The 27,000-nt window shown below is 70.7% G+C and carries 20 protein-coding genes; 18 read left to right on the forward strand and 2 right to left on the reverse strand.

Going from position 1 to position 27,000, the window contains the following annotated elements; all coding sequences use genetic code 11:
* The first annotated feature begins 68 nt into the window (after nt 1–68).
* A complete protein-coding gene (gene clpX, locus ACZ45T_RS04790; protein WP_030710841.1) occupies nt 69–1,355 on the forward strand; it encodes an ATP-dependent Clp protease ATP-binding subunit ClpX in 1,287 nt (428 codons plus the stop codon).
* A gap of 75 nt (nt 1,356–1,430) precedes the next feature.
* On the opposite strand, the gene ACZ45T_RS04795 is transcribed toward clpX, so the two are convergent.
* Nucleotides 1,431–2,345: a hypothetical protein gene (locus ACZ45T_RS04795; protein WP_468437505.1), complete on the reverse strand. Its 915-nt coding sequence runs from the start codon at nt 2,343–2,345 to the stop codon at nt 1,431–1,433.
* 127 nt (nt 2,346–2,472) lie between these two features.
* Here ACZ45T_RS04795 and ACZ45T_RS04800 point away from each other — a divergent pair, with 127 nt between their 5' ends.
* Nucleotides 2,473–5,094, forward strand: a complete 2,622-nt coding sequence (locus ACZ45T_RS04800) for a valine--tRNA ligase (protein ID WP_468437507.1) — start codon at nt 2,473–2,475, stop codon at nt 5,092–5,094.
* Nucleotides 5,095–5,271: 177 nt separating this feature from the next.
* Nucleotides 5,272–6,423 (forward strand): sensor histidine kinase, encoded by a 1,152-nt coding sequence (locus ACZ45T_RS04805; protein WP_468437509.1) that lies wholly within the window; start codon nt 5,272–5,274, stop codon nt 6,421–6,423.
* Here ACZ45T_RS04805 and ACZ45T_RS04810 read toward each other — a convergent pair.
* Nucleotides 6,420–7,472, reverse strand: coding sequence for a rod shape-determining protein (locus ACZ45T_RS04810; RefSeq protein ID WP_468437511.1), 1,053 nt, complete (start codon nt 7,470–7,472; stop codon nt 6,420–6,422). The two genes, ACZ45T_RS04805 and ACZ45T_RS04810, sit on opposite strands and share 4 nt — an antisense overlap.
* A 116-nt stretch (nt 7,473–7,588) precedes the next feature.
* Here ACZ45T_RS04810 and folC point away from each other — a divergent pair, with 116 nt between their 5' ends.
* The 15 genes from folC to ACZ45T_RS04885 all read left to right on the forward strand — a co-directional run bounded on the left by folC (nt 7,589) and on the right by ACZ45T_RS04885 (nt 26,907).
* Nucleotides 7,589–9,124, forward strand: coding sequence for a bifunctional tetrahydrofolate synthase/dihydrofolate synthase (gene folC, locus ACZ45T_RS04815; protein ID WP_468437513.1), 1,536 nt, complete (start codon nt 7,589–7,591; stop codon nt 9,122–9,124).
* Nucleotides 9,125–9,127: 3 nt separating this feature from the next.
* Complete coding sequence (locus ACZ45T_RS04820; RefSeq protein WP_468437515.1) at nt 9,128–9,496, forward strand: DUF4233 domain-containing protein; 369 nt, start codon at nt 9,128–9,130, stop codon at nt 9,494–9,496.
* Between the two features lie 75 nt (nt 9,497–9,571).
* Nucleotides 9,572–9,982: a nucleoside-diphosphate kinase gene (gene ndk, locus ACZ45T_RS04825; protein ID WP_468138292.1), complete on the forward strand. Its 411-nt coding sequence runs from the start codon at nt 9,572–9,574 to the stop codon at nt 9,980–9,982.
* Nucleotides 9,983–10,288: 306 nt separating this feature from the next.
* The gene (locus ACZ45T_RS04830; protein ID WP_008738981.1) at nt 10,289–11,308 is read left to right on the forward strand and encodes a rod shape-determining protein; all 1,020 of its coding nucleotides are present in this window, start codon (nt 10,289–10,291) and stop codon (nt 11,306–11,308) included.
* 175 nt (nt 11,309–11,483) lie between these two features.
* Complete coding sequence (gene mreC, locus ACZ45T_RS04835) at nt 11,484–12,431, forward strand: rod shape-determining protein MreC (RefSeq protein ID WP_468437517.1); 948 nt, start codon at nt 11,484–11,486, stop codon at nt 12,429–12,431.
* 13 nt (nt 12,432–12,444) lie between these two features.
* On the forward strand, nt 12,445–13,152 hold the full coding sequence (gene mreD / locus ACZ45T_RS04840; RefSeq protein ID WP_468437519.1) for a rod shape-determining protein MreD: 708 nt from the start codon (nt 12,445–12,447) through the stop codon (nt 13,150–13,152).
* 13 nt (nt 13,153–13,165) lie between these two features.
* Nucleotides 13,166–15,346 carry a penicillin-binding protein 2 gene (gene mrdA / locus ACZ45T_RS04845; protein ID WP_468437521.1) on the forward strand — a complete coding sequence of 727 codons (2,181 nt, stop codon included), beginning with the start codon at nt 13,166–13,168 and terminating at the stop codon, nt 15,344–15,346.
* 15 nt (nt 15,347–15,361) lie between these two features.
* Nucleotides 15,362–16,561: a rod shape-determining protein RodA gene (gene rodA / locus ACZ45T_RS04850; RefSeq protein WP_468437523.1), complete on the forward strand. Its 1,200-nt coding sequence runs from the start codon at nt 15,362–15,364 to the stop codon at nt 16,559–16,561.
* 49 nt (nt 16,562–16,610) lie between these two features.
* Nucleotides 16,611–18,131, forward strand: a complete 1,521-nt coding sequence (locus ACZ45T_RS04855; protein ID WP_468437525.1) for a CYTH and CHAD domain-containing protein — start codon at nt 16,611–16,613, stop codon at nt 18,129–18,131.
* A gap of 72 nt (nt 18,132–18,203) precedes the next feature.
* Nucleotides 18,204–20,129: a TIGR03960 family B12-binding radical SAM protein gene (locus ACZ45T_RS04860; RefSeq protein WP_208869402.1), complete on the forward strand. Its 1,926-nt coding sequence runs from the start codon at nt 18,204–18,206 to the stop codon at nt 20,127–20,129.
* A gap of 158 nt (nt 20,130–20,287) precedes the next feature.
* Nucleotides 20,288–20,506 carry a type II toxin-antitoxin system VapB family antitoxin gene (locus ACZ45T_RS04865; RefSeq protein ID WP_468437526.1) on the forward strand — a complete coding sequence of 73 codons (219 nt, stop codon included), beginning with the start codon at nt 20,288–20,290 and terminating at the stop codon, nt 20,504–20,506.
* Entirely contained in the window at nt 20,507–20,932 is a 426-nt protein-coding gene (locus ACZ45T_RS04870; protein ID WP_468437527.1) for a PIN domain-containing protein, read from the forward strand.
* A gap of 59 nt (nt 20,933–20,991) precedes the next feature.
* Nucleotides 20,992–21,816 (forward strand): hypothetical protein, encoded by an 825-nt coding sequence (locus ACZ45T_RS04875; RefSeq protein WP_468437528.1) that lies wholly within the window; start codon nt 20,992–20,994, stop codon nt 21,814–21,816.
* A gap of 128 nt (nt 21,817–21,944) precedes the next feature.
* Nucleotides 21,945–22,724 carry a TIGR03936 family radical SAM-associated protein gene (locus ACZ45T_RS04880; RefSeq protein WP_468437529.1) on the forward strand — a complete coding sequence of 260 codons (780 nt, stop codon included), beginning with the start codon at nt 21,945–21,947 and terminating at the stop codon, nt 22,722–22,724.
* Nucleotides 22,725–22,959: 235 nt separating this feature from the next.
* A complete protein-coding gene (locus tag ACZ45T_RS04885) occupies nt 22,960–26,907 on the forward strand; it encodes an Rne/Rng family ribonuclease (RefSeq protein WP_468437530.1) in 3,948 nt (1,315 codons plus the stop codon).
* Nucleotides 26,908–27,000 lie beyond the last annotated feature (93 nt).

The raw sequence follows: 27,000 nt of genomic DNA on the forward strand, positions 1-27,000 counted from the left end.
GGTACCGTCGGATATGAGGCACCAGGAGCGCTGAACCAGGCGTCTCCCAGGCGAAGGGGAAGCACCTCGTGGCACGCATCGGTGACGGCGGCGACCTGCTCAAGTGCTCGTTCTGCGGAAAGAGCCAGAAGCAGGTGAAGAAGCTCATCGCAGGACCCGGTGTGTACATCTGCGACGAGTGCATCGACCTCTGCAACGAGATCATCGAAGAGGAGCTCGCGGAGACCTCCGAGGTCCGGTGGGAGGAACTCCCCAAGCCCCGTGAGATCTACGAGTTCCTGGAGAGCTACGTCGTCGGCCAGGAGCCGGCGAAGAAGGCGCTCTCGGTAGCGGTCTACAACCACTACAAGCGGGTCCAGGCCGGCGAGAACGGCGGCGCCCAGGGCCGGGACGACGCCATCGAGCTGGCGAAGTCCAACATCCTGCTGCTGGGCCCCACGGGCTCGGGCAAGACCCTGCTCGCGCAGACCCTCGCGCGCATGCTGAACGTCCCGTTCGCCATCGCCGACGCGACGGCGCTGACGGAGGCCGGGTACGTCGGCGAGGACGTCGAGAACATCCTGCTGAAGCTGATCCAGGCGGCCGACTACGACGTCAAGAAGGCCGAGACCGGGATCATCTACATCGACGAGATCGACAAGGTGGCCCGCAAGAGCGAGAACCCGTCGATCACGCGCGACGTGAGCGGCGAGGGCGTTCAGCAGGCCCTCCTGAAGATCCTGGAAGGCACGACCGCCTCCGTCCCGCCGCAGGGCGGCCGGAAGCACCCGCACCAGGAGTTCATCCAGATCGACACGACGAACGTGCTCTTCATCGTGGGCGGCGCCTTCGCCGGCCTGGAGAAGATCATCGAGTCGCGTGCGGGTGCCAAGGGCATCGGCTTCGGGGCGACGATCCGCTCGAAGCGCGAGATCGAGGCCAGCGACCAGTTCCAGGAGGTCATGCCGGAGGACCTGGTGAAGTTCGGGATGATCCCCGAGTTCATCGGCCGCCTCCCCGTCCTGACCTCCGTGCACAACCTGGACCGCGAGGCCCTGCTCCAGATCCTCATCGAGCCGCGTAACGCGCTGGTGAAGCAGTACCAGCGGCTGTTCGAACTCGACGGTGTGGAACTGGACTTCGAGCGCGAGGCGCTGGAAGCGATCGCGGACCAGGCGATCCTCCGCCAGACGGGCGCGCGCGGCCTGCGCGCCATCATGGAAGAGGTCCTGATGTCGGTGATGTACGAGGTCCCGTCCCGCAAGGACGTGGCCCGCGTGGTCATCACCTCGGACGTGGTCCGCTCCAACGTCAACCCGACGCTGGTCCCCCGCATCGTCCCGAAGGACCAGGGCCCGCAGGAGAAGTCGGCGTAGCCGAACCGGCACCGCACGCACGCAGAAGGGGCGCCCCCGGCCGGGGGCGCCCCTTCTGCGTGTCCTACGGCGTCGTCACTTCTTGACGCGCGAGGTGTTGTAGAGCTTCGCGGTGAACTCCGCGGTCTGCTCCAGGGTGTAGCCCGACTTGCCGGCGAGGGCGGAGGCCATCTCCATGGCGGTGACCGTGCTCAGGGTGCTGTAGTCACCCCAGATGCAGATCGGGAGCGTGAACTCCTTGGGCCCCTTGGTCGTCGTGTCCTTGGAGGTGAACTTGGCCTCCTGGCACTTCATCACGGCGCCCTTGAAACCGGCCGGGCTCATCGTCTTGGGGCTCCCGACGAGGTCGACCGTCTGCTTGCTGTCATCCTTGGTGGCCTCCAGCTTGGCCAGGGCGAAGTACGCGTCCACGGCCTTCTCCGGGTCCGCGATCTCGCCGTAGACGCCCGAGAAGTTGAGGAGCTTGGCGGACAGCGGGTTCTTCGGGTCGCCGGACTGGTAGGTCATGCCCACCTGGGTGGGATTCTTGACGCCCACGCCCTCGGCTTCCTTCTTGTCCTTGTCGCTGAATTCCTTGTCCTTGTACTTCGGGTCCTTCTTGAAGTCGTCCACCGACTCCGGGGCGACCAGCTTGTAGCCCTTGGTGTCGGCGGCGATGTTGCCGCCCGCGCCGCCGCCCTTCGTGAAGTACCAGCCGCCGCCCGCGATGACCGCGATCGCGACGACCACGCCGATGACGACGCCGGCCTTCGACTTCTTCGGGGGCTGCGGGGGCACCCCGCCGTACGGGGGCTGCTGCTGGTAGCCGTACGCGGGCTGCTGCGGCTGCTGGGGGTAGCCCTGCGGCGGGACACCCGGCTGCTGCGGGTACCCGTAGCCGGGCTGCTGGGCGGGCTGCCCGTACGGCCCCGGCGGAGGCGGGGGCTGCTGCCCGTACGGTCCCGGCTGCTGCGGCTGCTGTCCGTAAGGCCCTGGCTGGTTGTAGCTCATCCCGCGTCCCCCCATGAGGTTGCTTATCCGTTCCACACATCCTGGCGGAAGCGGATGCCGCCCGGGGCGGCGGGCCCCCTCATTACCGGTTTCATAGCTGGACTGTTACGCCTCTAAACTGTGGTCCGTGACCGAGAACACGCAGACACCCAGCAGCCCCAACTCCGAACTGCCGACCCAGTACGCGCCGGCCGAGGTAGAGGGGAAGCTCTACGAGCGCTGGGTAGAGCGTGGGTATTTCGAGGCCGACGCGAAGAGCGACAAGCCGCCGTACACCATCGTCATTCCGCCGCCGAACGTCACGGGCTCGCTCCACCTGGGGCACGCCTTCGAGCACACGCTGATCGACGCACTCACCCGCCGCAAGCGCATGCAGGGCTTCGAGACGCTGTGGCAGCCCGGCATGGACCACGCCGGCATCGCCACCCAGAACGTCGTCGAGCGCGAGCTCGCCAAGGAGGGCAAGTCCCGCCACGACCTGGGCCGCGAGGCGTTCGTCGAGCGCGTCTGGCAGTGGAAGGGCGAGTCCGGTGGTCAGATCTCCGGGCAGATGCGCCGTCTCGGTGACGGTGTCGACTGGTCCCGTGAGCGCTTCACCATGGACGAGGGCCTCTCCCAGGCCGTCCAGACCATCTTCAAGAAGCTCTACGACGACGAGCTGATCTACCGCGCCGAGCGCATCATCAACTGGTGTCCGCGCTGCCTGACCGCGATCTCCGACATCGAGGTCGAGTACCAGGACGACGACGGCGAGCTGGTCTCCATCCGCTACGGCGAGGGGGAGAACTCCATCGTCGTCGCGACCACGCGCGCGGAGACGATGCTCGGCGACACCGCCGTCGCGGTCCACCCCGAGGACGAGCGCTACAAGCACATGGTCGGCACCGAGATCGAGCTGCCGCTGACCGGCCGCCGCATCCCGATCGTCGCCGACGAGCACGTCGACCCGGAGTTCGGCACGGGCGCCGTCAAGGTGACCCCGGCGCACGACCCGAACGACTTCGAGATCGGCCAGCGCCACGGCCTGCCCAACCTCGCCGTCATGGACGAGCACGCCATCATCACGGCGCACGGCCCCTTCCAGGGCCTGGACCGGCTGGAGGCCCGCTCGGCCATCGTCGCCGCGCTGCGCGCCGATGGCCGGATCGTCGCCGAGAAGCGCCCGTACACCCACTCGGTCGGCCACTGCTCGCGCTGCAAGACCACCATCGAGCCGCGCCTGTCCCTGCAGTGGTGGGTCAAGGTCGGTCCGCTCGCCAAGGCCGCCGGTGACGCGGTCCGCGACGGCCGGGTCAAGATCCACCCGCAGGAGATGGAGAAGCGCTACTTCGACTGGGTCGACAACCTCCACGACTGGTGCATCTCGCGCCAGCTGTGGTGGGGCCACCGCATTCCGGTCTGGTACGGCCCGAACGGCGAGATCGTCTGCGTCGGCCCGGACGAGCAGCCGCCGTCGGGCGAGGGCTGGACCCAGGACACCGACGTCCTCGACACCTGGTTCTCGTCGGGCCTGTGGCCCTTCTCCACCCTCGGCTGGCCGAACCAGACCGAGAGCCTGGCGAAGTTCTACCCGAACTCCGTCCTGGTCACCGGCTACGACATCCTCTTCTTCTGGGTCGCCCGGATGATGATGTTCGGCCTCTACGCGATGGACGGCACCCCGCCGTTCCACACCATCGCCCTGCACGGCATGGTCCGCGACGAGCGCGGCAAGAAGATGTCGAAGTCGTTCGGCAACGCGGTCAACCCGCTGGACTGGATGGACGCGTACGGTTCCGACGCGGTCCGCTTCACCCTGGCCCGCGGCGCCAATCCGGGTGTCGACGTTCCGATCGGCGAGGACTGGGTCCAGGCCTCCCGCAACTTCGCCAACAAGATCTGGAACGCCACGCGCTTCGCGCTGATGAACGGCGCGACGATCGAGGGCGAGCTGCCGGCCCCCGAGCAGATGTCGGCGACCGACCGCTGGATCCTGTCGCGGCTGAACAAGACCGTGGCCGAGGTCGACGCGTTCTACGAGGACTACCAGTTCTCGAAGCTGTCGGACTCCCTCTACCACTTCGCGTGGGACGAGGTCTTCAGCTGGTACGTCGAGCTCTCGAAGACGACCTTCTTCGCGGGCGGCGAGCAGGCCAAGGTCTCGGGCCGGGTCCTCGGTGAGGTCCTCGACGTCATGCTCCGCCTGCTGCACCCGGTGGTCCCCTTCGTCACCGAGACGCTGTGGACCACGCTGACCGGCGGCGAGTCCCTCGTGATCGCCGAGTGGCCGAAGGACAGCGGCTTCCGCGACGAGGCCGCCGAGGCCGAGATCGGATCCGTCCAGGCCGTGGTCACCGAGGTCCGCCGCTTCCGCAAGGAGCAGGGTCTGCAGGACGGCCAGAAGGTCCCGGCGCGTCTGGACCTGTCCGGCACCGCGCTGGCCGCGCACGAGGGCGCCATCCGCCAGCTGCTGCGTCTGCAGCCGGAGGGTGAGGACTTCAGCGCCACCGCGACCCTGCCGGTCGCCGGCGCCACGGTCGCGCTGGACCTGTCGGGCACGATCGACGTGGCCGCCGAGCGCAACCGCCTCTCCAAGGACCTCGGCGCCGCCGAGAAGGAGAAGCAGCAGGCCGAGGCGAAGCTCGGGAACGAGGCCTTCCTGGCCAAGGCTCCCGACAACGTCGTGGACAAGATCAAGGGCCGCCTCGCCAAGGCCGAGGCGGACATCGCGCGGATCCAGGCCCAGCTGGACGGGCTGCCGGCCGCGTAAGCGCCCGTACCCGCGCCCGTGAAGGTGCGAAGGCCCCCACACCGTCGGTCGATGTGGGGGTCTTCCCTTTATGCCTTCCCCACACGGGACCTCGGGCCTGTCCGAAGTGCCCTAAATCACTCGATTATCCGTCCGGGTGGAACGGATCCGATGCCCTGACCACGGATGATGGAGGGCATGCACGTCAAGCCCGTCGTCTCGGCGCTCCACCGGGTCGTTGCCTCCGGCCGCCGGCTCGCCGAGGGCTGGGCCGGCTCGCCGCGGGCCGTGGACGTGCTCACCGCGCTCGGCTGCCTCGGCCTGATGGCGCTCGACCTGCCCGGGCTGGCCGCCGCCGACAACTCGCTGACCGGCCCCACCGCCGCCCTCGTGCTCGCCGCCGGCTGCGCGACCCTGTTGGTGCGCCGCCGGATGCCGTGGATCTCGTACCTGGCCGCGCTGCTCTTCATCGGGTGGCTGCACGAGCTGACCCTGATCCAGTTCGCGCTGTACTCGGTGGGCCGCTACCGCGGGCGCCGCGCCGGGATCCTCGCCACGCTCGCGTACATCGGCTTCGCGCTGCTCCTGTTCTACGGCGTGCCGGGGTGGCCGGCGTCCAAGGCGGAGACGCTCAGTGGGTTCCTCGGCCTGTTCGTGCCGATCGGGGTGCTGGCCTCGGCGGTGGGCATCGCCGCCTACCGGCACGACCTGGTGGGGGAGCTCACCGCCCGGCGGGCCGAGTCGGCCGTGTTCCAGGCCGTCCAGCAGGAGCGCACCTCCGTGGCCCGCGACGTCCACGACTTCGTCGGGCGGGAGCTGACCCTGCTGACGGTGCGCTCCGAGGTGCTGTCGATGCGGGCGCGCGAGACGGCGTACGCATCGGACTTCGAGGAGCTGGCCGATACGGCGCGCCGCGCCCATCTGGTGCTCAACGAGATCATCGTGCAGCGCGGGGAGCGGGCCTCCACCCCGGGCGTGGACGGGTTGCCGGCGCTGGCCGAGGAGAGCGGGCGGGCGGGTTCGCCCGTGCGGCTCGCCATGGACCGGGACGCGCACGGGCTGTCGCCGCTGCGGCAGGCGGCGGTCTACCGGGTGGTGCAGGAGTGCCTGACCAATGCCGCCAAGCACGCGCGGGGGGAGACCATCGACGTGTCGATCGCGGCGGAGGGCCCGCAGCTGCGGATCGCCGTGCGCAACCCGCTGCCGGTGCGGACCCCGGGCCGGGCCCCGGTTTCGGCGGGCTCGGGCACGGCGAGCATGGCCGAGCGCGTACGCAGCCTGGGCGGGACCCTGACGGCGACGCGCACGGCGGACGCGTACGAGGTCGTGGCGACGCTCCCGCGCGGTTAGGGGGCCTTCGCCGGGGCCAGCAGGCCGCCCAGCGCGTCCAGGTCCTCCACGCACCGGCCGGAGCCGAGGACCACGCAGTCCAGCGGGTTGTCGGCCACGAACACCGGGATGCCCGTCGCGGAGGCCATCCGCAGGTCCAGGCCGGCGAGCAGTGCGCCGCCGCCGGTCAGGACGATGCCGTGCTCCATCACGTCGCCGGACAGCTCGGGCGGGCATTCCTCCAGGGTGGTGCGGACGGCGGCGATGATCGCCTCGATCGGCTCGTCGAGCGCCGCCCGCACGTCGGTGGCGCTCAGCTCCAGCGTCTTGGGCATGCCGCCGACCTTCTCGCGGCCGCGCACGGTGAAGGTGCGGGTCTCCAGCTCGGGCCGGTCCGGTACCGGCCAGGCCGATCCGATGGCCACCTTGACGTCCTCGGCGGTGCGCTCTCCGATGAGCAGCGCGTGTTCCTTGCGTACGTAGTCCATGATCGCGGCGTCCAGCCGGTCCCCGCCGACGCGCAGCGACCGGGAGGTGACGATGCCGCCCATGGAGATGACGGCGACCTCGGAGGTGCCGCCGCCGATGTCCACGACCATCGAGCCGCGCGGTTCGGCCACGGGCAGTCCGGCGCCGATCGCGGCGGCCATCGGCTCCTCGATCAGGTGCACGGTCTTGGCTCCGGCCCGGGTGGAGGCGTGGATGATGGCCCGCCGCTCGACCGGGGTGACGCCGGAGGGCACGCAGATCACCATCCGGGTGCGGGGGCGGCGGCCGGGGACCGCCTTGCGCACGAAGTGCCGGATCATCTCCTCGGCGGCCTCGTAGTCGCAGATCACGCCGTCCTTGAGGGGACGGATCGCGGTGATGGAACCGGGGGTGCGGCCGATGGTCTCCTTGGCGTCCTTGCCGACGGCCAGGGCGGTGGTGGTGCCGGCCCTGACGGCGACCACGGACGGCTCATTGAGGACGATGCCGTGCCCCCGGGCGTAGACGAGAGTGTTCGCGGTCCCCAGGTCTATGCCTATGTCGCGGCTGGAAGCCGTCTTGTTGGTGCTGGACTGCGGCATTTGTTCCCCAATCTGATGTCGCAAGGCTCGCATAACGATCAGGTCGCTCCCGGCGCCGAAGGTCCTGAAGCGGCCGGGCCGAAAGTCCCTGGGGTCCCCGTCCGTAGACTGGCCCTGTGAGTGAGCAGCAGCCCGAGAGCCACGACCGCGACGACAACGACCTCGCCGGCACCTTCGACGAGTTCGAGCAGATCGTGGCGGAAGAGTCCGACCGCGACCCCGACCTGGCGGTGATCGAGGCCGGCAGCCGTACCCTGCGGGCCCAGGCCGGTCCGCCCCAGGGTGACCCGGTACCCGCCCGGCCCGTCGACCCGGAGGTCGCGCAGGCGCTGCTGGAGGTGGAGCAGGAGCTTTCCACCCGCTGGGGCGAGACCAAGCTGGAGCCTTCGGTGTCGCGGATCGCGGCGCTGATGGACGTGCTGGGCGAGCCGCAGCGCGCGTACCCCTCCATCCACGTCACCGGCACCAACGGCAAGACGAGCACGGCCCGCATGATCGAGTGCCTGCTGAACGCCTTCGAGCTGCGCACCGGGCGCTACACCAGCCCGCACGTGCAGTCGATCACCGAGCGGATCAGCCTCGACGGGGCGCCGATCAGCGCCGAGCGGTTCGTCGAGACGTACCAGGACATCAAGCCGTACGTGGAGATGGTCGACGCCGCCGAGGAGTTCCGGCTCTCGTTCTTCGAGGTGCTCACCGGAATGGCCTACGCGGCCTTCGCGGACGCCCCGGTGGACGTGGCCGTGGTCGAGGTCGGCATGGGCGGCAGCTGGGACGCGACCAACGTCATCGACGCCTCGGTCGCGGTGGTCACCCCCATCAGCCTGGACCACACGGACCGGCTCGGCTCCACGCCCGGCGAGATCGCCGTGGAGAAGGGCGGCGTCATCAAGCAGGACGCGACCGTGATCCTGGCGCAGCAGCCGGTGGACGCGGCGCAGGTGCTGCTGAAGAAGGCCGTGGAGGTCGATGCCACGGTCGCCCGCGAGGGCATGGAGTTCGGGGTCGTCTCGCGCGAGGTCGCGGTCGGCGGCCAGCAGCTGACGCTGCGCGGCGTGGGCGGGGAGTACGACGACATCTTCCTGCCGCTGTACGGCGCGCACATGGCGCACAACGCGGCGGTGGCGCTGGCGGCCGTCGAGGCCTTCTTCGGGATCGGCCAGGAGCAGGCCCGGGTCCTGGACCTGGACACCGTGCGCAAGGCCTTCGCCTCGGTGACCTCGCCGGGCCGCATGGAGGTCGTGCGGCGCAGCCCGACGGTGGTCCTGGACGCGGCGCACAACCCGGCGGGCGCGGCGGCGACCGCGGAGGCGGTCACCGAGTCGTTCGGCTTCAGCCGGCTGATCGGGGTCGTGGCCGCGAGTGAGGGCAAGGACGTCCGCGGGGTGCTGGAGGCGTTCGAGCCGATCTTCGCCGAGGTGGTGGTGACGGAGAACTCCAGCCACCGCTCGATGAGCGCGGACGAGCTGGCGGCCGTCGCGGTCGAGGTCTTCGGCGTGGACCGGGTGCAGGTGGAGCCGCGGCTGGACGACGCCCTGGAGGCGGCGATCACCCTGTCGGAGGAAGAGGCCGAATACGGAGGGGCCGGGGTCCTGGTGACCGGTTCCGTGATCACGGTGGGCGAGGCCCGCCTGCTGCTGAAGAGGGGCTGAGGTATGCGCACGCTGTGTGCGAGCACGCTGATCGGCGAGTTCTTCGTGATCGGCTTCGCGGGCCTGGTGGCGATGAAGAACCCCGATCTGACCCAGGCCACGGTCTGGACGGTGTGCGGGGTCTCGATGGTCCTGTCGGTGCTGCTGTGCGGGATGCTGTCGCGTCCCGGGGCGGTCCAGCTGGGGTGGGCCCTGCAGATCGGCCTGGTCGTGAGCGGGTTCGTCGTTCCCACGATGTTCTTCCTCGGCGCGGTGTTCGCCGGTCTGTGGTGGTGCTCGGTGCACTACGGCCGCAAGATCGACGCCATCAAGGCGCGCTGGGCGGCCGCACAGGAGGCGTCCGGGGCACCCGGGGCGCCTGACGCTGCGTGACGGGTCCCGGCAGGGCACCCGCAATGGCCCTGTAGATTCGTCCTACCGCACCCGTTTGCCGCAAGGAGCCCCAACATGACCCAGCGCACCCTCGTCCTGCTCAAGCCCGACGCCGTCCGTCGTGGTCTGATCGGCGAGATCATCGGCCGCATCGAGCGGAAGGCCGGCTGGACCATCCCCGCGCTGGAGCTGCGCACGCTGGACCAGGAGACCCTGGAGGCGCACTACGGCGAGCACAAGGGCAAGCCGTTCTACGAGCCCCTCATGGGCTTCATGGCCAGCGGTCCCATCGTCGCCCTGGTCGTCGAAGGGGAACGCGTGATCGAGGGTGTCCGCCAGCTGGCCGGACCCACCGACCCGATCGCCGCGGCGCCCGGCTCCATCCGGGGGGATTTCGGCACCATCGTCCGGGAGAACCTGATCCACGCCTCGGACTCCGAGGAGTCCGCGGAGCGCGAGCTGAAGCTCTTCTTTCCCGCTCTCTGATTCGCTCGGGGCACTCTTTTCCTGACGCAACATCAGCCAAATAGCGCTCACGACCTGGGGCGACCGAAGTAATTTCGGTCGCCCTTTGGTATTACCGGGCGCTTTGGGGAACGCATCGACAGGACACGACGTCACCACTAAGGGGGCGGGTATCCATTCCGGCGCGATTACCGGAGTCCCGTCGCGCGGTGTCCGTACTCCCGGCACTACGATGGGGCCTCCACCCACACACCCACTCGCCGACCTGACAGCAGCCGCTATCAACTGGAAGGCCAGACGCTCCTCATGGGGAACAAGGGGAACAATATGTCGTTCATCGGCCGTGACATGGCGATCGACCTCGGGACCGCCAACACGCTGGTGTACGTGAGGGGCCGGGGGATCGTCCTGAACGAGCCGTCCGTGGTCGCCATCAACACGAACACCGGCGGCATTCTGGCGGTCGGCTCCGAGGCGAAGAAGATGATCGGGCGCACGCCCGGCAACATCGTCGCCGTACGGCCCCTCAAGGACGGCGTGATCGCCGACTTCGAGATCACCGAGCGTATGCTCCGGTACTTCATCCTCAAGATCCACAAGCGACGCTACCTGGCCCGCCCGCGCGTGGTGGTCTGCGTTCCCTCCGGCATCACCGGAGTCGAGCGCCGCGCCGTCATCGAGGCGTCCACGCAGGCCGGCGCCCGCCAGGTGCACATCATCGAGGAGCCCATGGCCGCCGCCATCGGCTCGGGCCTGCCCGTCCACGAGGCCACCGGCAACATGGTCGTGGACATCGGCGGCGGCACCACCGAGGTCGCCGTCATCTCCCTCGGCGGAATCGTCACGGCGCAGTCCATCCGGGTGGCCGGCGACGAGCTCGACAACGCGATCATCCAGCACATCAAGAAGGAGTACTCGCTCCTCCTCGGCGAGCGCACGGCCGAGCAGATCAAGATCACCATCGGGTCGGCGTACGACCTCGACAAGGACGAGCACACCGAGATCCGCGGTCGCGACCTGGTCTCCGGCCTGCCCAAGACGGTCGTCATCTCGGCCGCCGAGGTCCGCAAGGCCATCGAGGAGCCCGTCAACGCCATCGTGGACGCGGTCAAGACCACGCTCGACAAGTGCCCGCCGGAGCTCTCCGGCGACATCATGGACCGCGGCATCGTCCTGACCGGCGGCGGCGCCCTGCTGCGCGGCCTCGACGAGCGGCTGCGCCGTGAGACCGGCATGCCGATCCACATCGCCGAGGACCCGCTCGACTCCGTCGCGCTCGGCTCCGGCAAGTGTGTCGAGGAGTTCGAGGCACTCCAGCAGGTCCTGGACGCCCAGCCCCGTCGCTGACGGGGACAACCCCCCTGCCAGGGGGCCGTGTGGAACACAAGGATCCGCCGTACGGGTGCTACCGCGCCCGTGCGGCGGATCGTTGATATACAGGCAAAGAACCCCGGTGCGAGCCGGCTCCACCGGAGCCGGCCGTGCCGGAACAGATATCACGAGGAAGGCACGGCCGCCGCACGTGAGGGACACACGAGAAAGCCGGCTGCTCCTGGTTCTTCTGATCGCCATCGCGTTCGCATTGATCACGGTGGACATCAGGGCGGGCGAGGAGTCTCCGGTCGACGGTGCCCGACAGGCCGCCGCAGCGGTCTTCGGCCCGGTCGAGAAGGGTGTGGCGACCGCGGTCGATCCGGTTGCCAACGCCATAGGGGCGGTACGGGACTCCGGCGAGCGGCACAACCGCATCGCCACGCTGGAGCGCGAGAACGCGGCGCTGAAGGCCAAGCTCGGCAGCGACGAACAGACGCGCAGCCGCATCCACGAGCTCGACGAGATGCTCAAGCGGGCGGGCGCCGGACAGTACGGCATCAAGGGCGCCGAGGTCATCGCCATAGGAGCGGCCCAGGGCTTCTCCTGGACCGTCACCATCGACGCCGGCAGCAAGGACGGCATCGAACGCGACATGACCGTCCTCAACGGGGACGGGCTCGTCGGCCGGGTCAGCACCGTCGGCCCCGACACCGCCACCGTCGTCCTCGCCAACGACCCCGACTTCACCGTCGGCACCCGTCTGGAGAAGACCGGCGAACTCGGCTTCGCCACCGGCCAGGGCGACCGCGCCCTGTCCGTCCAGATGCTCAACGGCAAGGCCAAGATCGCCCCCGGCGACCGGCTCGTCACCTTCGGCTCGCGCGGCAACAAGCCCTTCGTGCCCGGCGTGCCGATCGGCGAGGTGGTCAAGGTCGACCCCTCGCGCGGCGACCTGACCCGCACCGTCTGGGTGCGCCCCTTCGTCGGCTTCTCCCGCCTGGACATCGTCGGCGTCGTGGTGATGCCGCCGCGCGAGGACCCGCGCGACGCCGTCCTGCCGCCCAAGCCCGAGGCCCCCAAGCCCACCCCGACGGTCACCGTCACGGTCACCCCGTCCGGGTCCGCCAGCGCGCCCGCCCAGCCGGCCGACGAGTAGGAGCAGACCGCCCATGCGCTTCAACCGGATCCTGCTCTCGGGCACGCTCGTCGCGGTCGCCCTCGTCGTCCAGGTCTCCATCCTGGGCCGGCTCCAACTGCCCGGCGCCGTACCCGACCTGCTGCTCCTCACCGTCGTCGCCCTCGCACTCGTGTACGGGCACGTCAGCGGGGCCCTCATCGGCTTCGCCGCGGGCATGCTCGCCGACCTGGCGCCGCCCGCCGACCACGCGGCCGGGCGGTACGCGCTCGTCCTGTGCGTCATCGGCTACGTCGCCGGCCTGGTCCGCCCCGACGGCGGGCGGTTCCGCTCCGCCTGGGGTCCCATGCTCACCGTCGTGGGCGCCGCGATCGGCTCCACCCTGCTCTACGCGGGCGTGGGCGCCCTCGTCGGAGACACCGCGGCCCGTCACGTGGGCCTGACCGGGCTGCTGTTCACCGCGACCCTCTACGACCTGCTGCTCGCGCCCTTCACCGTGCCGTTCATCATGGCCCTGGCCCGGCGCGCCGAGAACGACCCGATGGCCGTCGAGGCCGGCGGCGGCCCCGCCAACAAGGCCGCCGACGTCTCCGCCGGCTGGCTGTCCGGCGGCACCGGCCTGCGCATCGGCAGCCAGCGCGGCGGCCTGCGCCTGAAGACCGCGCGCTCGCGCGCCAACAAGGCGGGGCGCATAAAGGGCGTCAAGGCCGTCAAGGGTGTGAAGAGCATCAAGAAGCTGTGAGGGAGGAGCAGGCGTGAGCAACGTTCCGGAGACCGGCCGCACCTCCCGGGTGCAGATCAGGCTCATCATGATTCAGGTCCTCGTCTTCTCGATGTTCCTCACCCTCGGCGGGCGGCTCTGGTACCTCCAGATCCGCAACGGCGCGGAGTATTACCACGAGGCGAAGAGCAACCACGTCCAGCGGGTCGTCCAGCCCGCCGTGCGCGGCTCCATCCTCGACGCCCGCGGGGTCCCGCTCGCCGACAACGAGACCCGTCTGGTCGTATCGGCCAGCCGCACCGCGCTGATGAAGATGAAGGACCGGGGCAAGGGCGTCATGACCCGCCTGGCCGACGTCCTGGACATGAGCCCCAAGGACGTCATGGACAAGGTCCGGCTCTGCGACTCCCAAACCCCCAAGCCCTGCTGGAACGGCTCCCCGTACCAGCCGATTCCGGTCACCCTCGAAGCCACCACGCAGCAGGCGCTGCAGCTGCGCGAACGCCCCGAGGACTTCCCCGGCATCACCGCGGAGCCCACCGCCGTCCGCCGCTACCCGGCCCCCGGCGGGGGCCGCACCGCGCAGGTGCTCGGCTACCTCTCGCCGGTCACCGACGAGGAGATCCAGAAGGCCAAGGACACCGACTCGCCGCATCTGCGCTCCGACCAGGTCGGCCGCTCCGGACTCGAACGCACCTTTGACAAGCAGTTGCGCGGCAAGGCGGAGGTCACCTCGTACGAGGTCGACAACCTCGGCCGGGTCATGGGTCAGACCAAGTCCGACCCGGGCGTGGCCGGGTCCACCCTCGTCACCAGCATCGACGCCCGGGTCCAGGCCGTGGCGGAGTACGAGCTCCAGCAGGCGATGAAGACCGTCCGGCAGGAGACCGACAACATCACCGGTCGCAAGTACGAGGCCGACTCGGGCGCCGTCGTCGTCATGGAGGCCAAGACCGGCCGCGTCGTCGCGATGGCCTCCCAGCCCGACTACGACCCCAACGCCTGGGTCGGCGGCATCTCCGGCAGGGACTACGCCAACCTCACCAGCAAGAACTCCAACTACCCGCTGCTCAACCGGGCCATCCAGGGCCAGGCTCCCGCGGGCTCCATCTTCAAGGTGGTGTCCGCGAGCGCGGCCGTGCGGGCCGGCTACGACTTCGACGGCAAGTACAACTGCAGCGCCTCCTACAACATGGGCGGCCGGAGCTTCGCGAACTTCGAGTCCAAGGGGCACGGCCCCATCACCCTCGCCGAGGCCCTGAAGTTCTCCTGCAACACCGTCTTCTACGCCCTCGGGCACAAGGAGTGGCAGCGCGACGGAGGCCTCAAGCCCAAGAAGGACGCCCACGACTGGTTCTACCGGACCGCCCGAGAGTTCGGCCTCGGCTCCGAGACCGGGATCGACCTGCCGAACGAGGTCACCGGCCGCATCCCGGACCGCGGCTGGAAGAAGAGCTTCTGGGCCGCCAACAAGGACTCCTGGTGCAAGCAGGGCAAGAAGGGCGGCACCTACGTCGAGCAGATCGCCTACGAGAGCTGCCTCGAAGGCAACCAGCTGAAGGCCTTCGACAGCATCAACTTCGCCATCGGCCAGGGCGACGTCCTGGTCACCCCGATCCAGATGGCCACCGCCTACTCAGCCATCAGCAACGGGGGCACCCTCTACGACCCCACGGTCGGCAAGGCCGTGATCAGCCCCGACGGCAAGCACGTCGAGATGATCAAGCCCAAGCCCCACGGCAGGCTGCCGATCGACGCCGAGACCATCAGCAACCTCGACAGGGGCCTGCGCATGGTCGTCGAACCCGGCGGCACCGCCGCCTGGCGGTTCATCGGCTGGCCGCTCGACAAGATCCCGATGCGGGCCAAGACCGGCACCGCCCAGGTCTACGGCAAGCAGACCACGTCCTGGCTGGCGACCTACACCGACGACTTCACGATCGTCATGACGATCTCCCAGGGCGGCACCGGCTCCGGGGCCTCCGGCCCCGCGGTCCGCAACATCTACAACGCCATCTACGGCCTGACCATGGCCGGCGTACAGGACCCGAAGAAGGCCCTGCTGCTGCGGCCCGAGGCCAAACTGCCCAAGATCTACCCCGACGGATCCATCGACTCCCCGGAGATCAGGCCGTACGTGCCGCCGTCCCCGGAGGAGCTGGCGCCGCCTGTACTCGCCGGGCCGCCCGCCCCGCCCCCCTTGCGGCACGACTGAGGACCGAAACCCACCATGCAGACCGCCAACAAGTTCTCCGTCTCCCGGTACGCGCCCGAGCGCGGGGCGATGGCCAAGCTCACCGCCCGTGACTCGGTGGTGCGCCGGCTCGACTGGCCGATACTCCTGTCATCGCTCGCCCTCTCCTTCATCGGCTCCCTGCTGGTGTGGTCGGCGACGCGCAACCGGACCCAGCTGAACCAGGGAGACCCGTACTACTTCCTGGCCCGGCACGCCCTGAACACCGGCATCGGCCTCGTGCTCATGATCGGCACCATCTGGCTCGGCCACCGCACCCTGCGCGGTGCGGTCCCGGTCCTGTACGGGCTCTCGCTCGTGCTGATCCTCGCCGTGCTCACCCCGCTCGGCGCCACCATCAACGGCGCCCACGCGTGGATCGTGATCGGCGGCGGATTCTCCCTCCAGCCCTCCGAGTTCGTGAAGATCACGATCATCCTGGTCATGGCGATGCTGCTGGCCACCCGGGTGGACGCCGGCGACCTCACCCACCCGGACCACCGCACGGTCGTCAAGGCGCTGTGCCTGGCCGCGGCCCCGATGGGCATCGTCATGCTGATGCCCGACCTCGGCTCGGTCATGGTCATGGTCGTCATCGTCCTCGGCGTGCTGCTGGCCTCCGGCGCCTCCAACCGCTGGGTGCTGGGCCTGATCGGCTCGGGCGCGGCCGGAGCCATCCTGATCTGGCAGCTCGGTGTCCTCGACGAGTACCAGATCAACCGCTTCGCGGCCTTCGCCAACCCCGAGCTCGACCCCTCGGGCGTCGGCTACAACACCAACCAGGCGCGCATCGCGATCGGCTCCGGCGGACTGAGCGGCTCGGGACTCTTCAAGGGCTCCCAGACCACCGGCCAGTTCGTGCCCGAGCAGCAGACCGACTTCGTCTTCACGGTGGCGGGGGAGGAGCTGGGCTTCGTCGGGGCCGGGCTGATCCTGCTGCTGCTCGGCATCGTGCTGTGGCGGGCCTGCATGATCGCCCGTGAGACCACCGAGCTGTACGGGACGATCGTGTGCGCCGGGATCATCGCCTGGTTCGCCTTCCAGTCCTTCGAGAACATCGGGATGACCCTCGGGATCATGCCGGTGGCCGGGCTTCCCCTGCCGTTCGTCTCGTACGGCGGATCGTCGATGTTCGCGGTGTGGGTGGCGATCGGCCTGCTCCAGTCGATCAAGGTCCAGCGGCCATTGTCGGCCTGATGTCCCGTTCACCCTGCCGACGTGTTCCGTTCAGGACTAAGTTCGGTCTATGGCGGACACGAAGCGCGAGATCGAGCGGAAATTCGAGTTCTCTAAAGCCAAGAGCGCCCGGCGCGGGGTGCCGGACCTGACGGGCACGGCCGGCATCGCGGCCGTCTCCGACCAGGGCACCGTCGACCTCGACGCCGTCTACTACGACACCCACGACCAGCGGCTCGCCGCCGACGGCCTCACCCTGCGGCGCAGGACCGGCGGCGCGGACGCGGGCTGGCACCTCAAACTCCCCGTCTCCCCGGGCGTGCGCGACGAGATCGCCGCCCCGCTCAGTGACACCGTCCCGCGCCCGCTGGCCGCCCTGCTCCGGTCCCGGGTCCGGGACGCCGGGCTGGAACCCCAGGTCCGGCTGCTCTCCTCACGCCGCGTCAGCCACCTCCTCGACGCGGACGGGGCCCTGCTCGCGGAACTGAGCACCGACTCGGTCCGGGCCGAGCGCGGCGAGGCCTCCGCCGCCTGGACCGAGGTCGAGGTCGAGCTCGCCGACGGGGTGGACCCCGAACTGCTCGACGCCGTCGAGCAGGCCTTCCGCAAGGCCGGGCTCCGGGTCTCCGACGCCCCCTCGAAGCTGGCCCGCGCGCTGGCCGAGACCGACGCCCTGCCCCCGGCCCGGCCCGGTGCGGATCCCGGCGACGGCACGGCGGGCGCGCACGTGCTGGCGTACCTGCGCGAACAGCGTGACGCACTCGTCGCCCAGGACCCGGCGGTGCGCAGGGGCCTGCCGGACTCCGTCCACCAGATGCGGGTCGCCGGCCGACGGCTCCGCAGCGCCTTCAAGACGTACCGCAAGGTGCTCGACCGCGCCGCCACCGACCCGATCGGCGAGGAGCTGCGCTGGCTGTCCGCCGAACTCGGCGTCGACCGCGACCAGGAGGTCCTGCTGGAGCGGATCCAGACCCGGCTCGGCGAGCTGCCGCGCACGCTGCTGATCGGCCCGGTCCGCAGCCGGCTGCGGGTGTGGAACACCACCCGGCGCTCCGGATCACGGCGCCGGGCGCTGGCCGCCCTCGACAGTGCGCGCTACCTCTCCCTCCTGGGCGCCCTCGACGCCCTGCTGGACGAGCCGCCGCTGCTGAAGGGCGCCGCCGGACCCCCGCGAGCGGTCCTGCCGAAGGCGGTGCTCGGCGACTACGCGCGCCTCGCGCTCCGGGTCGAGGGCGCGCTCTCCCTGACGGAGGGCGAGCAGCGCGACCTGGCCCTGCACGACGCCCGCAAGGCGGCCAAGCGGGTCCGGTACGCGGCGGAGTCGGCGGTGCCCGCGCTCGGCAAGCCGGCGAAGCACCTGGCCAAGGCGGCGAAGTCGGTCCAGACCCTGCTCGGAGACCACCAGGACAGCGTGGTGGCCCGCGGCGCCCTGCACGGTCTCGCCGTCCAGGCGGCGGGCGCGGGGGAGTCGGCCTTCACCTGGGGCGTGCTCTACGCCCGCGAGGAGGCCATGGCCGAGCGGCGCGAACGGGAGCTTCCGGACATCTGGGCGAAGGCCTCGGACCCGGCGCTGCGGGCGGCGCTTGGATGATCATGTGGGTGGGGCCGTCCGGGGCTCGGGGTACGCTTGAGAGCTGCCCCCTGCCCGCTTCACGAAAGTCGCGTGATGACCGAGTCGGTCTTCCCTCAGCTTGAGGCCCTGCTTCCGCATGTGCAGAAGCCCATCCAGTACGTCGGCGGTGAGCTCAACTCCACGGTCAAGGAGTGGGAGAGCTGCGACGTCCGCTGGGCGCTCATGTACCCGGACGCGTACGAAGTCGGGCTGCCCAACCAGGGCGTCATGATCCTTTACGAGGTGCTCAACGAGCGCGAGGGCGTCCTCGCCGAGCGCACCTACAGCGTGTGGCCGGACCTCGAAGAGCTGATGCGCGAGCACAAGGTGCCGCAGTTCACCGTGGACAGTCACCGCCCCGTGTCGGCCTTCGACGTGTTCGGCCTGTCCTTCTCCACGGAGCTGGGCTACACCAACATGCTCACGGCCCTGGACCTCGCGGGCATCCCGCTGGAGGCCCGCAACCGTACGGTCGACCACCCGATCGTCCTCGCGGGCGGGCACGCGGCCTTCAACCCGGAGCCGATCGCGGAGTTCATCGACTGCGCGGTCATCGGCGACGGCGAGCAGGCCGTCCTCGACATGACCGAGATCATCCGGACGTGGAAGGCCGAGGGCAGGCCCGGCGGGCGCGAGGAGGTCCTGCTGCGCCTGGCGAAGACCGGCAACGTCTACGTGCCGGGCTTCTACGACGTCGAGTACCTGCCGGACGGCCGCATCGGCCGTGTCGTGCCGAACCGCTCCGGCGTGCCGTGGCGCGTGTCCAAGCACACGGTCATGGACCTCGACGAGTGGCCGTACCCCAAGCAGCCGCTCGTCCCGCTCGCCGAGACCGTCCACGAGCGGATGTCCGTCGAGATCTTCCGCGGCTGCACCCGCGGCTGCCGTTTCTGCCAGGCCGGCATGATCACGCGCCCCGTGCGGGAGCGAAGCATCACCGGCATCGGCGAGATGGTGGAGCGCGGCCTGAAGGCCACGGGCTTCGAGGAGGTCGGCCTCCTGTCGCTGTCCTCCGCGGACCACACCGAGATCGCGGACATCGCCAAGGGCCTCGCGGACCGTTACACGGACGACAAGGTGGGTCTCTCCCTGCCGTCGACCCGTGTGGACGCCTTCAACGTGGACCTGGCCAACGAGCTGACCCGCAACGGGCGCCGCTCCGGTCTGACCTTCGCCCCCGAGGGCGGCTCCGAGCGCATGCGCAAGGTCATCAACAAGATGGTCTCGGAAGAGGACCTGATCCGGACGGTCTCCACCGCGTACGGCAACGGCTGGCGCCAGGTGAAGCTGTACTTCATGTGCGGCCTGCCGACCGAGACCGACGAGGACGTGCTCCAGATCGGCGACATGGCGGTCAACGTCATCGCCAAGGGGCGCGAGGTCTCCGGCCAGAACGACATCCGCTGCACGGTGTCGATCGGCGGGTTCGTGCCGAAGCCGCACACCCCGTTCCAGTGGGCGCCGCAGCTGTCGGCCGAGGAGACGGACGCCCGCCTGGGCAAGCTCCGCGACAAGATCCGCGGCGACAAGAAGTACGGCCGCTCCATCGGCTTCCGCTACCACGACGGCAAGCCGGGCATCGTCGAGGGACTCCTCTCGCGCGGTGACCGCCGCATCGGCGACGTCATCCGTGCCGTGTACGAGTCGGGCGGCCGCTTCGACGGCTGGCGCGAGCACTTCTCGTACGACCGCTGGATGGAGGCGGCGGAGAAGACGCTGCCCGCCTACGGCGTGGACGTGGCCTGGTACACGACGCGTGAGCGCACGTACGAGGAGGTCCTGCCCTGGGACCACCTGGACTCCGGTCTCGACAAGGACTGGCTCTGGGAGGACTGGCAGGACGCCCTCGACGAGACCGAGGTCGACGACTGCCGCTGGACCCCGTGCTTCGACTGCGGCGTGTGCCCGCAGATGCAGACCGAGATTCAGATCGGCCCGACGGGCAAGAAGCTGCTGCCGCTGTCGGTCGTGAAGTGACCCCAGGCTGAAGCTGCCGTCGGATATGCCCCTCACCGGGAACGGTGGGGGGCATATTCATTCGATGGGCGGTCAAAGGTTTCTGCATTGGCGGTGCGGGGATATCCTGGTTTCCCGGTGGGGCAATACTCTGCCCTCGTTGCCAGGAGGTGGCCGGCATGGCCAAGACCGTGATCGACATCGACGATGAAGCGCTCGCGCTCGCCGCGGAAGCCCTCGGGACCACGACGAAGAAGGACACGGTCAACGCCGCGCTTCAGGAAATAGGAGCGCGGTTGCGCCGAGAGCGCGCGTTGGAAGAGCTCATCGCGCTGGCTGACGAGGGTGCGTTCGACGCGCTCACGGAGCCGGGCTTCGAGGACGAGGCGTGGCGCTGAATGGCCGGACAGAAGCAGTTCCTGATCGACAAGTCGGCCGCCGCCCGGATCCTTCGGCCTGGCGTCCGTGATGCCTGGGTCGACATCCTCAAGGCCGGACGTATCTCGCTGTGCGAACCGACCGAGTTCGAGATGCTCTACTCGGCCCGCTCGGCGCAGGACTACAAGCGCATCAAGGCACAGCTGAGGGACCTGTTCGGCTGGCGACCTGTGCCCGAGGACGGCTGGCAGCAGATCCTTGATCTGCAGGAGGCGTTGTCGGAGCGAGGCAGCCATCGCTCGGCCAGCGGAACCGACCTCCTGGTTGCCGTCACCGCGCGGGCGTTCGGGCTTACCGTCCTTCACTACGACCGAGACTTTGACACTATCGCCGGTGTCACCGAGCTCCGCGCACAATGGCTGGCGGAGCCCGGTTCCATCGACTGACACGAAGACGAGGGCCCCCGGCTGCAACGGCCGGGGGCCCTTTGTGTGTCCTTGGGGGCATGGAGAACGAAAAGCCGCAGCTCGCGCAAGGTGGCGACGGCTGCCTGGTGGGGGTCCTGCGGATACCCGTGAAGATCATCGCGGTGCTGGTCGTGCTGCCCGTACGGGTGGTCTGGGACCTGCTCACGGCCCTCGGGCGGCTGCTGCACCGCCACCTGCTCGCGCCGCTGTGGACCTACGTCCTCGGCCCCGTGCTGCGCGCTTTCGGCCGGGTGGTGTCCATCCTGCTCAAACTCCTCTTCGTCTGGCCGTGGGTCGGGCTGTGGCGCTACCTCCTCCGGCCGGTCGGCTCGTGGGTGTACGCGTACCTGCTCACCCCGGCCGGGCGCGTGCTCTACGCGTACCTGCTGCGTCCGCTGGGGCTGGCCCTCGCCTGGCTCGCGACGCTGACCTGGCGCTATGTGCTGGTACCGGTCGGGCAGGGGATCGCCTGGGCGGCCATGACGGTGTACCGGTACCTGCTGGTGCCGCTCTACCGGTACGTGCTCACGCCCCTCGGCCAGGCCATCGCCTGGGCCTGGCACGTGGCCGGGGTGATCACCGGCGCGCTGTGGCGGGGGTTCAAGTGGGTCGGCTGGGTGCTCGTCGGGTGGCCCGTCTCGAAGCTGTACCGGTACGTGCTGACGCCGGCCGGGCATCTCGTGCGCGCGCTCTGGCGGACGGTCCGCACCACCGTCCGGGAGGTCCGGGCCGAGGTGCGGCGGGCGCTGTTCGGTACTCCTCCCGTGGAACCGGCGAGGTCACGGGCGCGTACTCTGGGTAGTACGACAGCCGCAGGCAATGCGCCCGCTCCCGAGATCTCCCTCCACGAACGGCAGGGGTGAGCCGGAGGCAGGGCGGAGCCGGCCGGCCCCCCCAGACACTCAGGGCGACGCGCGAGCCGCGGAGCCCCGCACAAGGAGAAGAACCACTGGGCAAGCGACAGCCCGAAGGCCCGCCTCCCGCACCGGTGGTGCAGCGCATTCGACTGCGCTACACCAAGCGCGGCCGCCTCCGGTTCACCAGCCACCGTGACTTCCAGCGCGCGTTCGAGCGCGCGCTGCGCCGCGCCGAGGTGCCGATGGCGTACTCGGCCGGCTTCACCCCGCACCCGCGCGTCTCGTACGCGAACGCCGCCCCGACCGGGACCGGCAGCGAGGCGGAGTACCTGGAGATCGCCCTCGCCGCGCCCCGCGACCCCGAGAAGCTGCGCGAGCTGCTCGACGAGTCGATGCCGACCGGGCTCGACATCATCGACGCCGTCGAGGCCCGCACCTCCGGCCTCGCGGACCGGCTGACCGCCTCCGTGTGGGAGCTGCGCCTGGACGGCGTGGAGCCCGCCGAGGCCGAGCGGGCCGTGACGGCCTTCCTCGCCGCCGAAACCGTGGAGGTGCAGCGCCGCACCAAGAACGGCATGCGGACCTTCGACACGCGCGGCGCGGTCGTCAGCCTGGAAGCGCTTCCCGCCCCGGCTGATAGGCCCCTGGACAATGCCTGTGCGATACTGCGGCTGGTTGTTCGGCATCTGACACCTGCCGTGCGACCCGACGACGTCCTGTCCGGTCTCCGAGCTGTGGCCGACCTGGCGCCGCCGGTCCCCTCAGCGGTGACCAGGCTGGCGCAGGGGCTCTTCGACGAGGAGTCCGGCACGGTGACCGACCCGCTCGCGCCCGACCGCGAGGCTGACACGGCCGCCCCACCCACGGCCGCCGTAGCCGCCGACGCGAAGGCGCCGGAAGGTCCCGCCGCGTAAGGAACGTCGTCGTCGCGCAGCCCTGGCACTCGGGAGCCACCTGGGTCGGGCCGCGCACTGACCTGAAGACTTCCGCCAGGCCGTACGGACAACACGTACGGAACCGGCGGCCATGGACTACAGCTCCCGTGTGGCGAACGCGCCCCGGAGGCCGGTTCCGCGCTCATTACGCGGAGCCGTGCCGGACCGGAAGTCAGCCGCGGCGCCCGGGAGCGTGACGGGAGAACCGCCCGCAATGCTCAACAACGAAAACGACACCACCGAAAACAGCAGCCCCAGTGACAACCTGCCCCCGCGCAGGCGTCGCCGCGCCGCTTCCCGGCCCGCCGGTCCGCCCGGCGCCACCGCCGCGGAGACGACCCCGGTGACGGAGGCCGCCCCGGCCGCCGCCCCGGTCGCCGAGGAGCCCGCCGCTCCCGCTCCGCGTGCCCGTCGCCGTGCCACCCGCGCCGTCGCCGCCCCCGAAGCGCCCGCCGCCGAGGTCGTCGTCGAGGCTCCGGCCGCCGCCCCGGTCGCCGAGGAGCCCGCCGCTCCGGCGCCGCGTGCCCGTCGCCGTGCCACCCGCGCCGTGACCGCCCCGGAGGCTCCGGCCGCTCCGGTCGCCGAGCCCGCGCCCGTGGTCGAGGAGGAGGCTCCGGCCGCTCCCGCTCCGCGTGCCCGCCGTCGCGCCACCCGCGCCGTGACCGCCCCCGAGGCTCCCGCCGCCGTGGAGGCCGTGGTCGTAGAGGCTCCCGCCGCGGAGGAGGCTCCGGCTGCTCCGGCTCCGCGTGCCCGTCGCCGTGCCACCCGCGCCGTGACCGCCCCCGAGGCTCCCGCCGCCGAGGCCGCCCCGGCCGCCCCGGCTCCCGTGGCTGAGGCTCCGGCCGCCGCCCCGGTCGCCGAGGAGCCCGCCGCTCCGGCGCCGCGTGCCCGTCGCCGTGCCACCCGCGCCGTCACCGCTCCGGCCGCCCCGGCCGCCACGGCCTCCGTGGAGGACGAGGCCGCCGAGGCCGAAGCCGTCGTGGAGGAGGCCCCCAAGGCCGCCGCCCGCGCCTTCACCGTCGCCGACGCCCTGGACTCCCCGAAGCGCGGCGGCCGCCGCCGCGCCACCCGCTCCGCGGCCCCGGCCGCCGCCCCGCAGCCCGCCGCCGAGCCCGAGGCGCCCGCCGCCCCGGCCCGTGGCCGCCGCGCCGCGCGTCCCGCCGTGGCCGTCTTCCAGGCCCCGGTCTTCGCCGAGCCGATGTTCCAGACCCCCGAGACCGCCGCCATGGCAGCCGCAGCCGCTGCCGCCGCCGCCCCGGCCGAGGTCGAGGAGGAAGAGGAGCTCACCGAGGTCACCGCCGAGGTCGAGGCCGCTCCGGCCCCGCAGCCGGCCGGCCGTCGCCGCCGCCGTGGCCGTGGCGCCGCCGAGTCCGCGCCGGTCTCCCTGCCCGAGGTGCTCGCCGAGGAGGAGCCGGAGGCCGAGGCCGCCGAGCTCGACGAGGCCGCGACGTTCGAAGAGGGCGCCGAGTTCGAAGAGGGCGACGAGTCGGGCGAGCGCCCGTCGCGCCGCCGTCGCCGTGGTGGCCGTCGCCGCCGCCGCGGTGAGGCCGCCGACCTCGACGAGTCCGCCGAGGAAGAGGCCGAGGCCGAGGCCGAGCAGGAGGCCGAAGAGGAAGAGGACGAGGAGGCCGAAGAGGCCCTCGGTTCCAGCTCCAGCCGCCGTCGCCGCCGCCGTCGTCGCCGCACCGGTGACACCGCCGCCGAGTCCGCCGAAGCCGGCGACGAGGACGGCGTGCGTACGGTCGTCAAGGTCCGCGAGCCGCGCCCGGCCCGCGAGAAGGCCGAGCCGTCCGACGAGGTCCAGTCCATCAAGGGCTCGACCCGCCTGGAGGCGAAGAAGCAGCGCCGTCGCGAGGGCCGCGAGCAGGGCCGCCGCCGCGTCCCGATCATCACCGAGGCCGAGTTCCTGGCCCGCCGCGAGGCCGTCGAGCGCGTGATGGTCGTCCGCCAGAGCGGCGAGCGCACCCAGATCGGCGTCCTCGAGGACAACGTGCTCGTCGAGCACTACGTCAACAAGGAAGAAGCCACCTCGTACGTCGGCAACGTCTACCTGGGCAAGGTCCAGAACGTGCTGCCGTCGATGGAGGCCGCCTTCATCGACATCGGCAAGGGCCGCAACGCCGTCCTGTACGCCGGTGAGGTCAACTTCGAGGCGCTCGGCATGGCCAACGGGCCGCGCCGCATCGAGTCCGCCCTCAAGTCCGGCCAGTCGGTCCTCGTACAGGTCACCAAGGACCCGATCGGCCACAAGGGCGCCCGCCTGACCAGCCAGGTCTCGCTGCCCGGCCGCTACCTGGTCTACGTGCCCGAGGGCTCGATGACCGGCATCAGCCGCAAGCTGCCCGACACCGAGCGCGCGCGCCTGAAGACCATCCTCAAGAAGATCGTCCCCGAGGACGCGGGCGTCATCGTGCGCACCGCCGCCGAGGGCGCGAGCGAGGACGAGCTGCGCCGCGACGTCGAGCGTCTGCAGGCCCAGTGGGAGGACATCCAGAAGAAGTCGAAGCAGATCTCGACCTCTTCGCCGAGCCTCCTGTACGGCGAGCCGGACATGACCGTCCGCGTCGTGCGCGACATCTTCAACGAGGACTTCTCGAAGGTCATCGTCAGCGGTGACGGCGCCTGGGAGACCATCCACGGCTACGTGAACCACGTCGCCCCGGACCTGGCCGACCGGCTGTCCCGCTGGACCTCCGAGGTCGATGTCTTCGCGACGTACCGGATCGACGAGCAGCTCGCCAAGGCGCTCGACCGCAAGGTGTGGCTGCCCTCGGGCGGCTCGCTTGTGATCGACAAGACCGAGGCGATGATCGTCATCGACGTCAACACCGGCAAGTTCACCGGTCAGGGCGGCAACCTCGAAGAGACCGTCACCAGGAACAACCTGGAGGCGGCCGAGGAGATCGTGCGCCAGCTGCGGCTGCGCGACCTGGGCGGCATCGTCGTCATCGACTTCATCGACATGGTCCTGGAGTCCAACCGCGACCTGGTCCTGCGGCGCATGCTGGAGTGCCTGGGCCGAGACCGTACGAAGCACCAGGTGGCCGAGGTCACCTCGCTGGGCCTGGTCCAGATGACCCGCAAGCGGGTCGGCCAGGGTCTGCTGGAGTCCTTCTCCGAGACCTGTGTCCACTGCAACGGCCGCGGTGTGATCGTGCACATGGAGCAGCCGACGGTCATCGGTGGCGGCGGCAACGGCAAGCGCGCCAAGCGCCGCGGTGGCCGCGGCGAGTTCGACCAGCACGACCACGAGGTCGAGACGGTCGACACGGAGGGCTTTGAAACCGAGGCCGAGGTGGCCGCCGAGGCCGCCGCGCCGCAGGCACTGCCCGAGCCGGAGTTCGTCGCGGACGAGGAGCTCTACAGCAGCCCGGCCGAGGCCGAGGCCGCAGCGGGCCTGAGCGGTCGCCGCAACCGGCGCCGTGCCACCCGTAAGGCCACCGCTCCGGCGGGCGCCCTGCGCGGTGCGGTCACCCCGGCGCAGGCACCGGCCCCGGTGGCCGAGGTCATCGCCGAGCCGGTGACCGAGCCGGCCGACACCGTCCTGGAGCCGGTCACCGAGGTCGTCACCGAGGCCGTCGAGGCCGCGGAAACGGTCGAGGTCGCCCCGGTCGAGGAGGCCGCGCCGAAGGGCCGCACCCGTCGCCGTGCGACCCGTAAGGCCACCGCCCCGGCGGGCGCCCCGGCCCCCGCGGCCGAGGTGGCCCCGGAGCCGGTCGTCGTACCGGAGCCGGAGCCGGTCGTGGAGCCCGAGCCCGCGCCCGTCGCCGTGGCCGAGCCCGTCGCCGTGGTCGAGGAGGCCCCCGTCGCGGAGGCCGCACCGGCCCGTCCGCGCCGCCGTGCCACCCGTAAGGCCACCGCACCCGCCGGTTCCCCGGCCGGCGCGGCAGAGGCCGCCGTGGTGGTCGTCGAGACCCCGGTGACCGAGTCCGCGACCCCCGTCGAGGAAGCGGCCCCGGCCAAGAAGGCCGCCAAGAAGGCTCCGGCCAAGAAGGCGACCGCGGCGAAGAAGGCCCCGGCCAAGAAGGCGGTGGCCGCCAAGAAGACCGTGGCCAAGAAGGCGGCCACGACCAAGAAGACCGTGGCGAAGCGGGCGACGAAGAAGACCGCGGCGGCGGAGCAGCAGACGCTGCCCTCCGTCTCGGCTCCGACCGAAGCCTGATCCGCTTCATGGCCGTGGGGGGGGGAGGGGGGGGGGGGGGGAGGGAGGGGGGGGGGGGGGGGGGTGGTCCCGCCCCACCCCCCCCCCCCCCGC

Source organism: Streptomyces sp. NPDC030995, assembly GCF_055571215.1.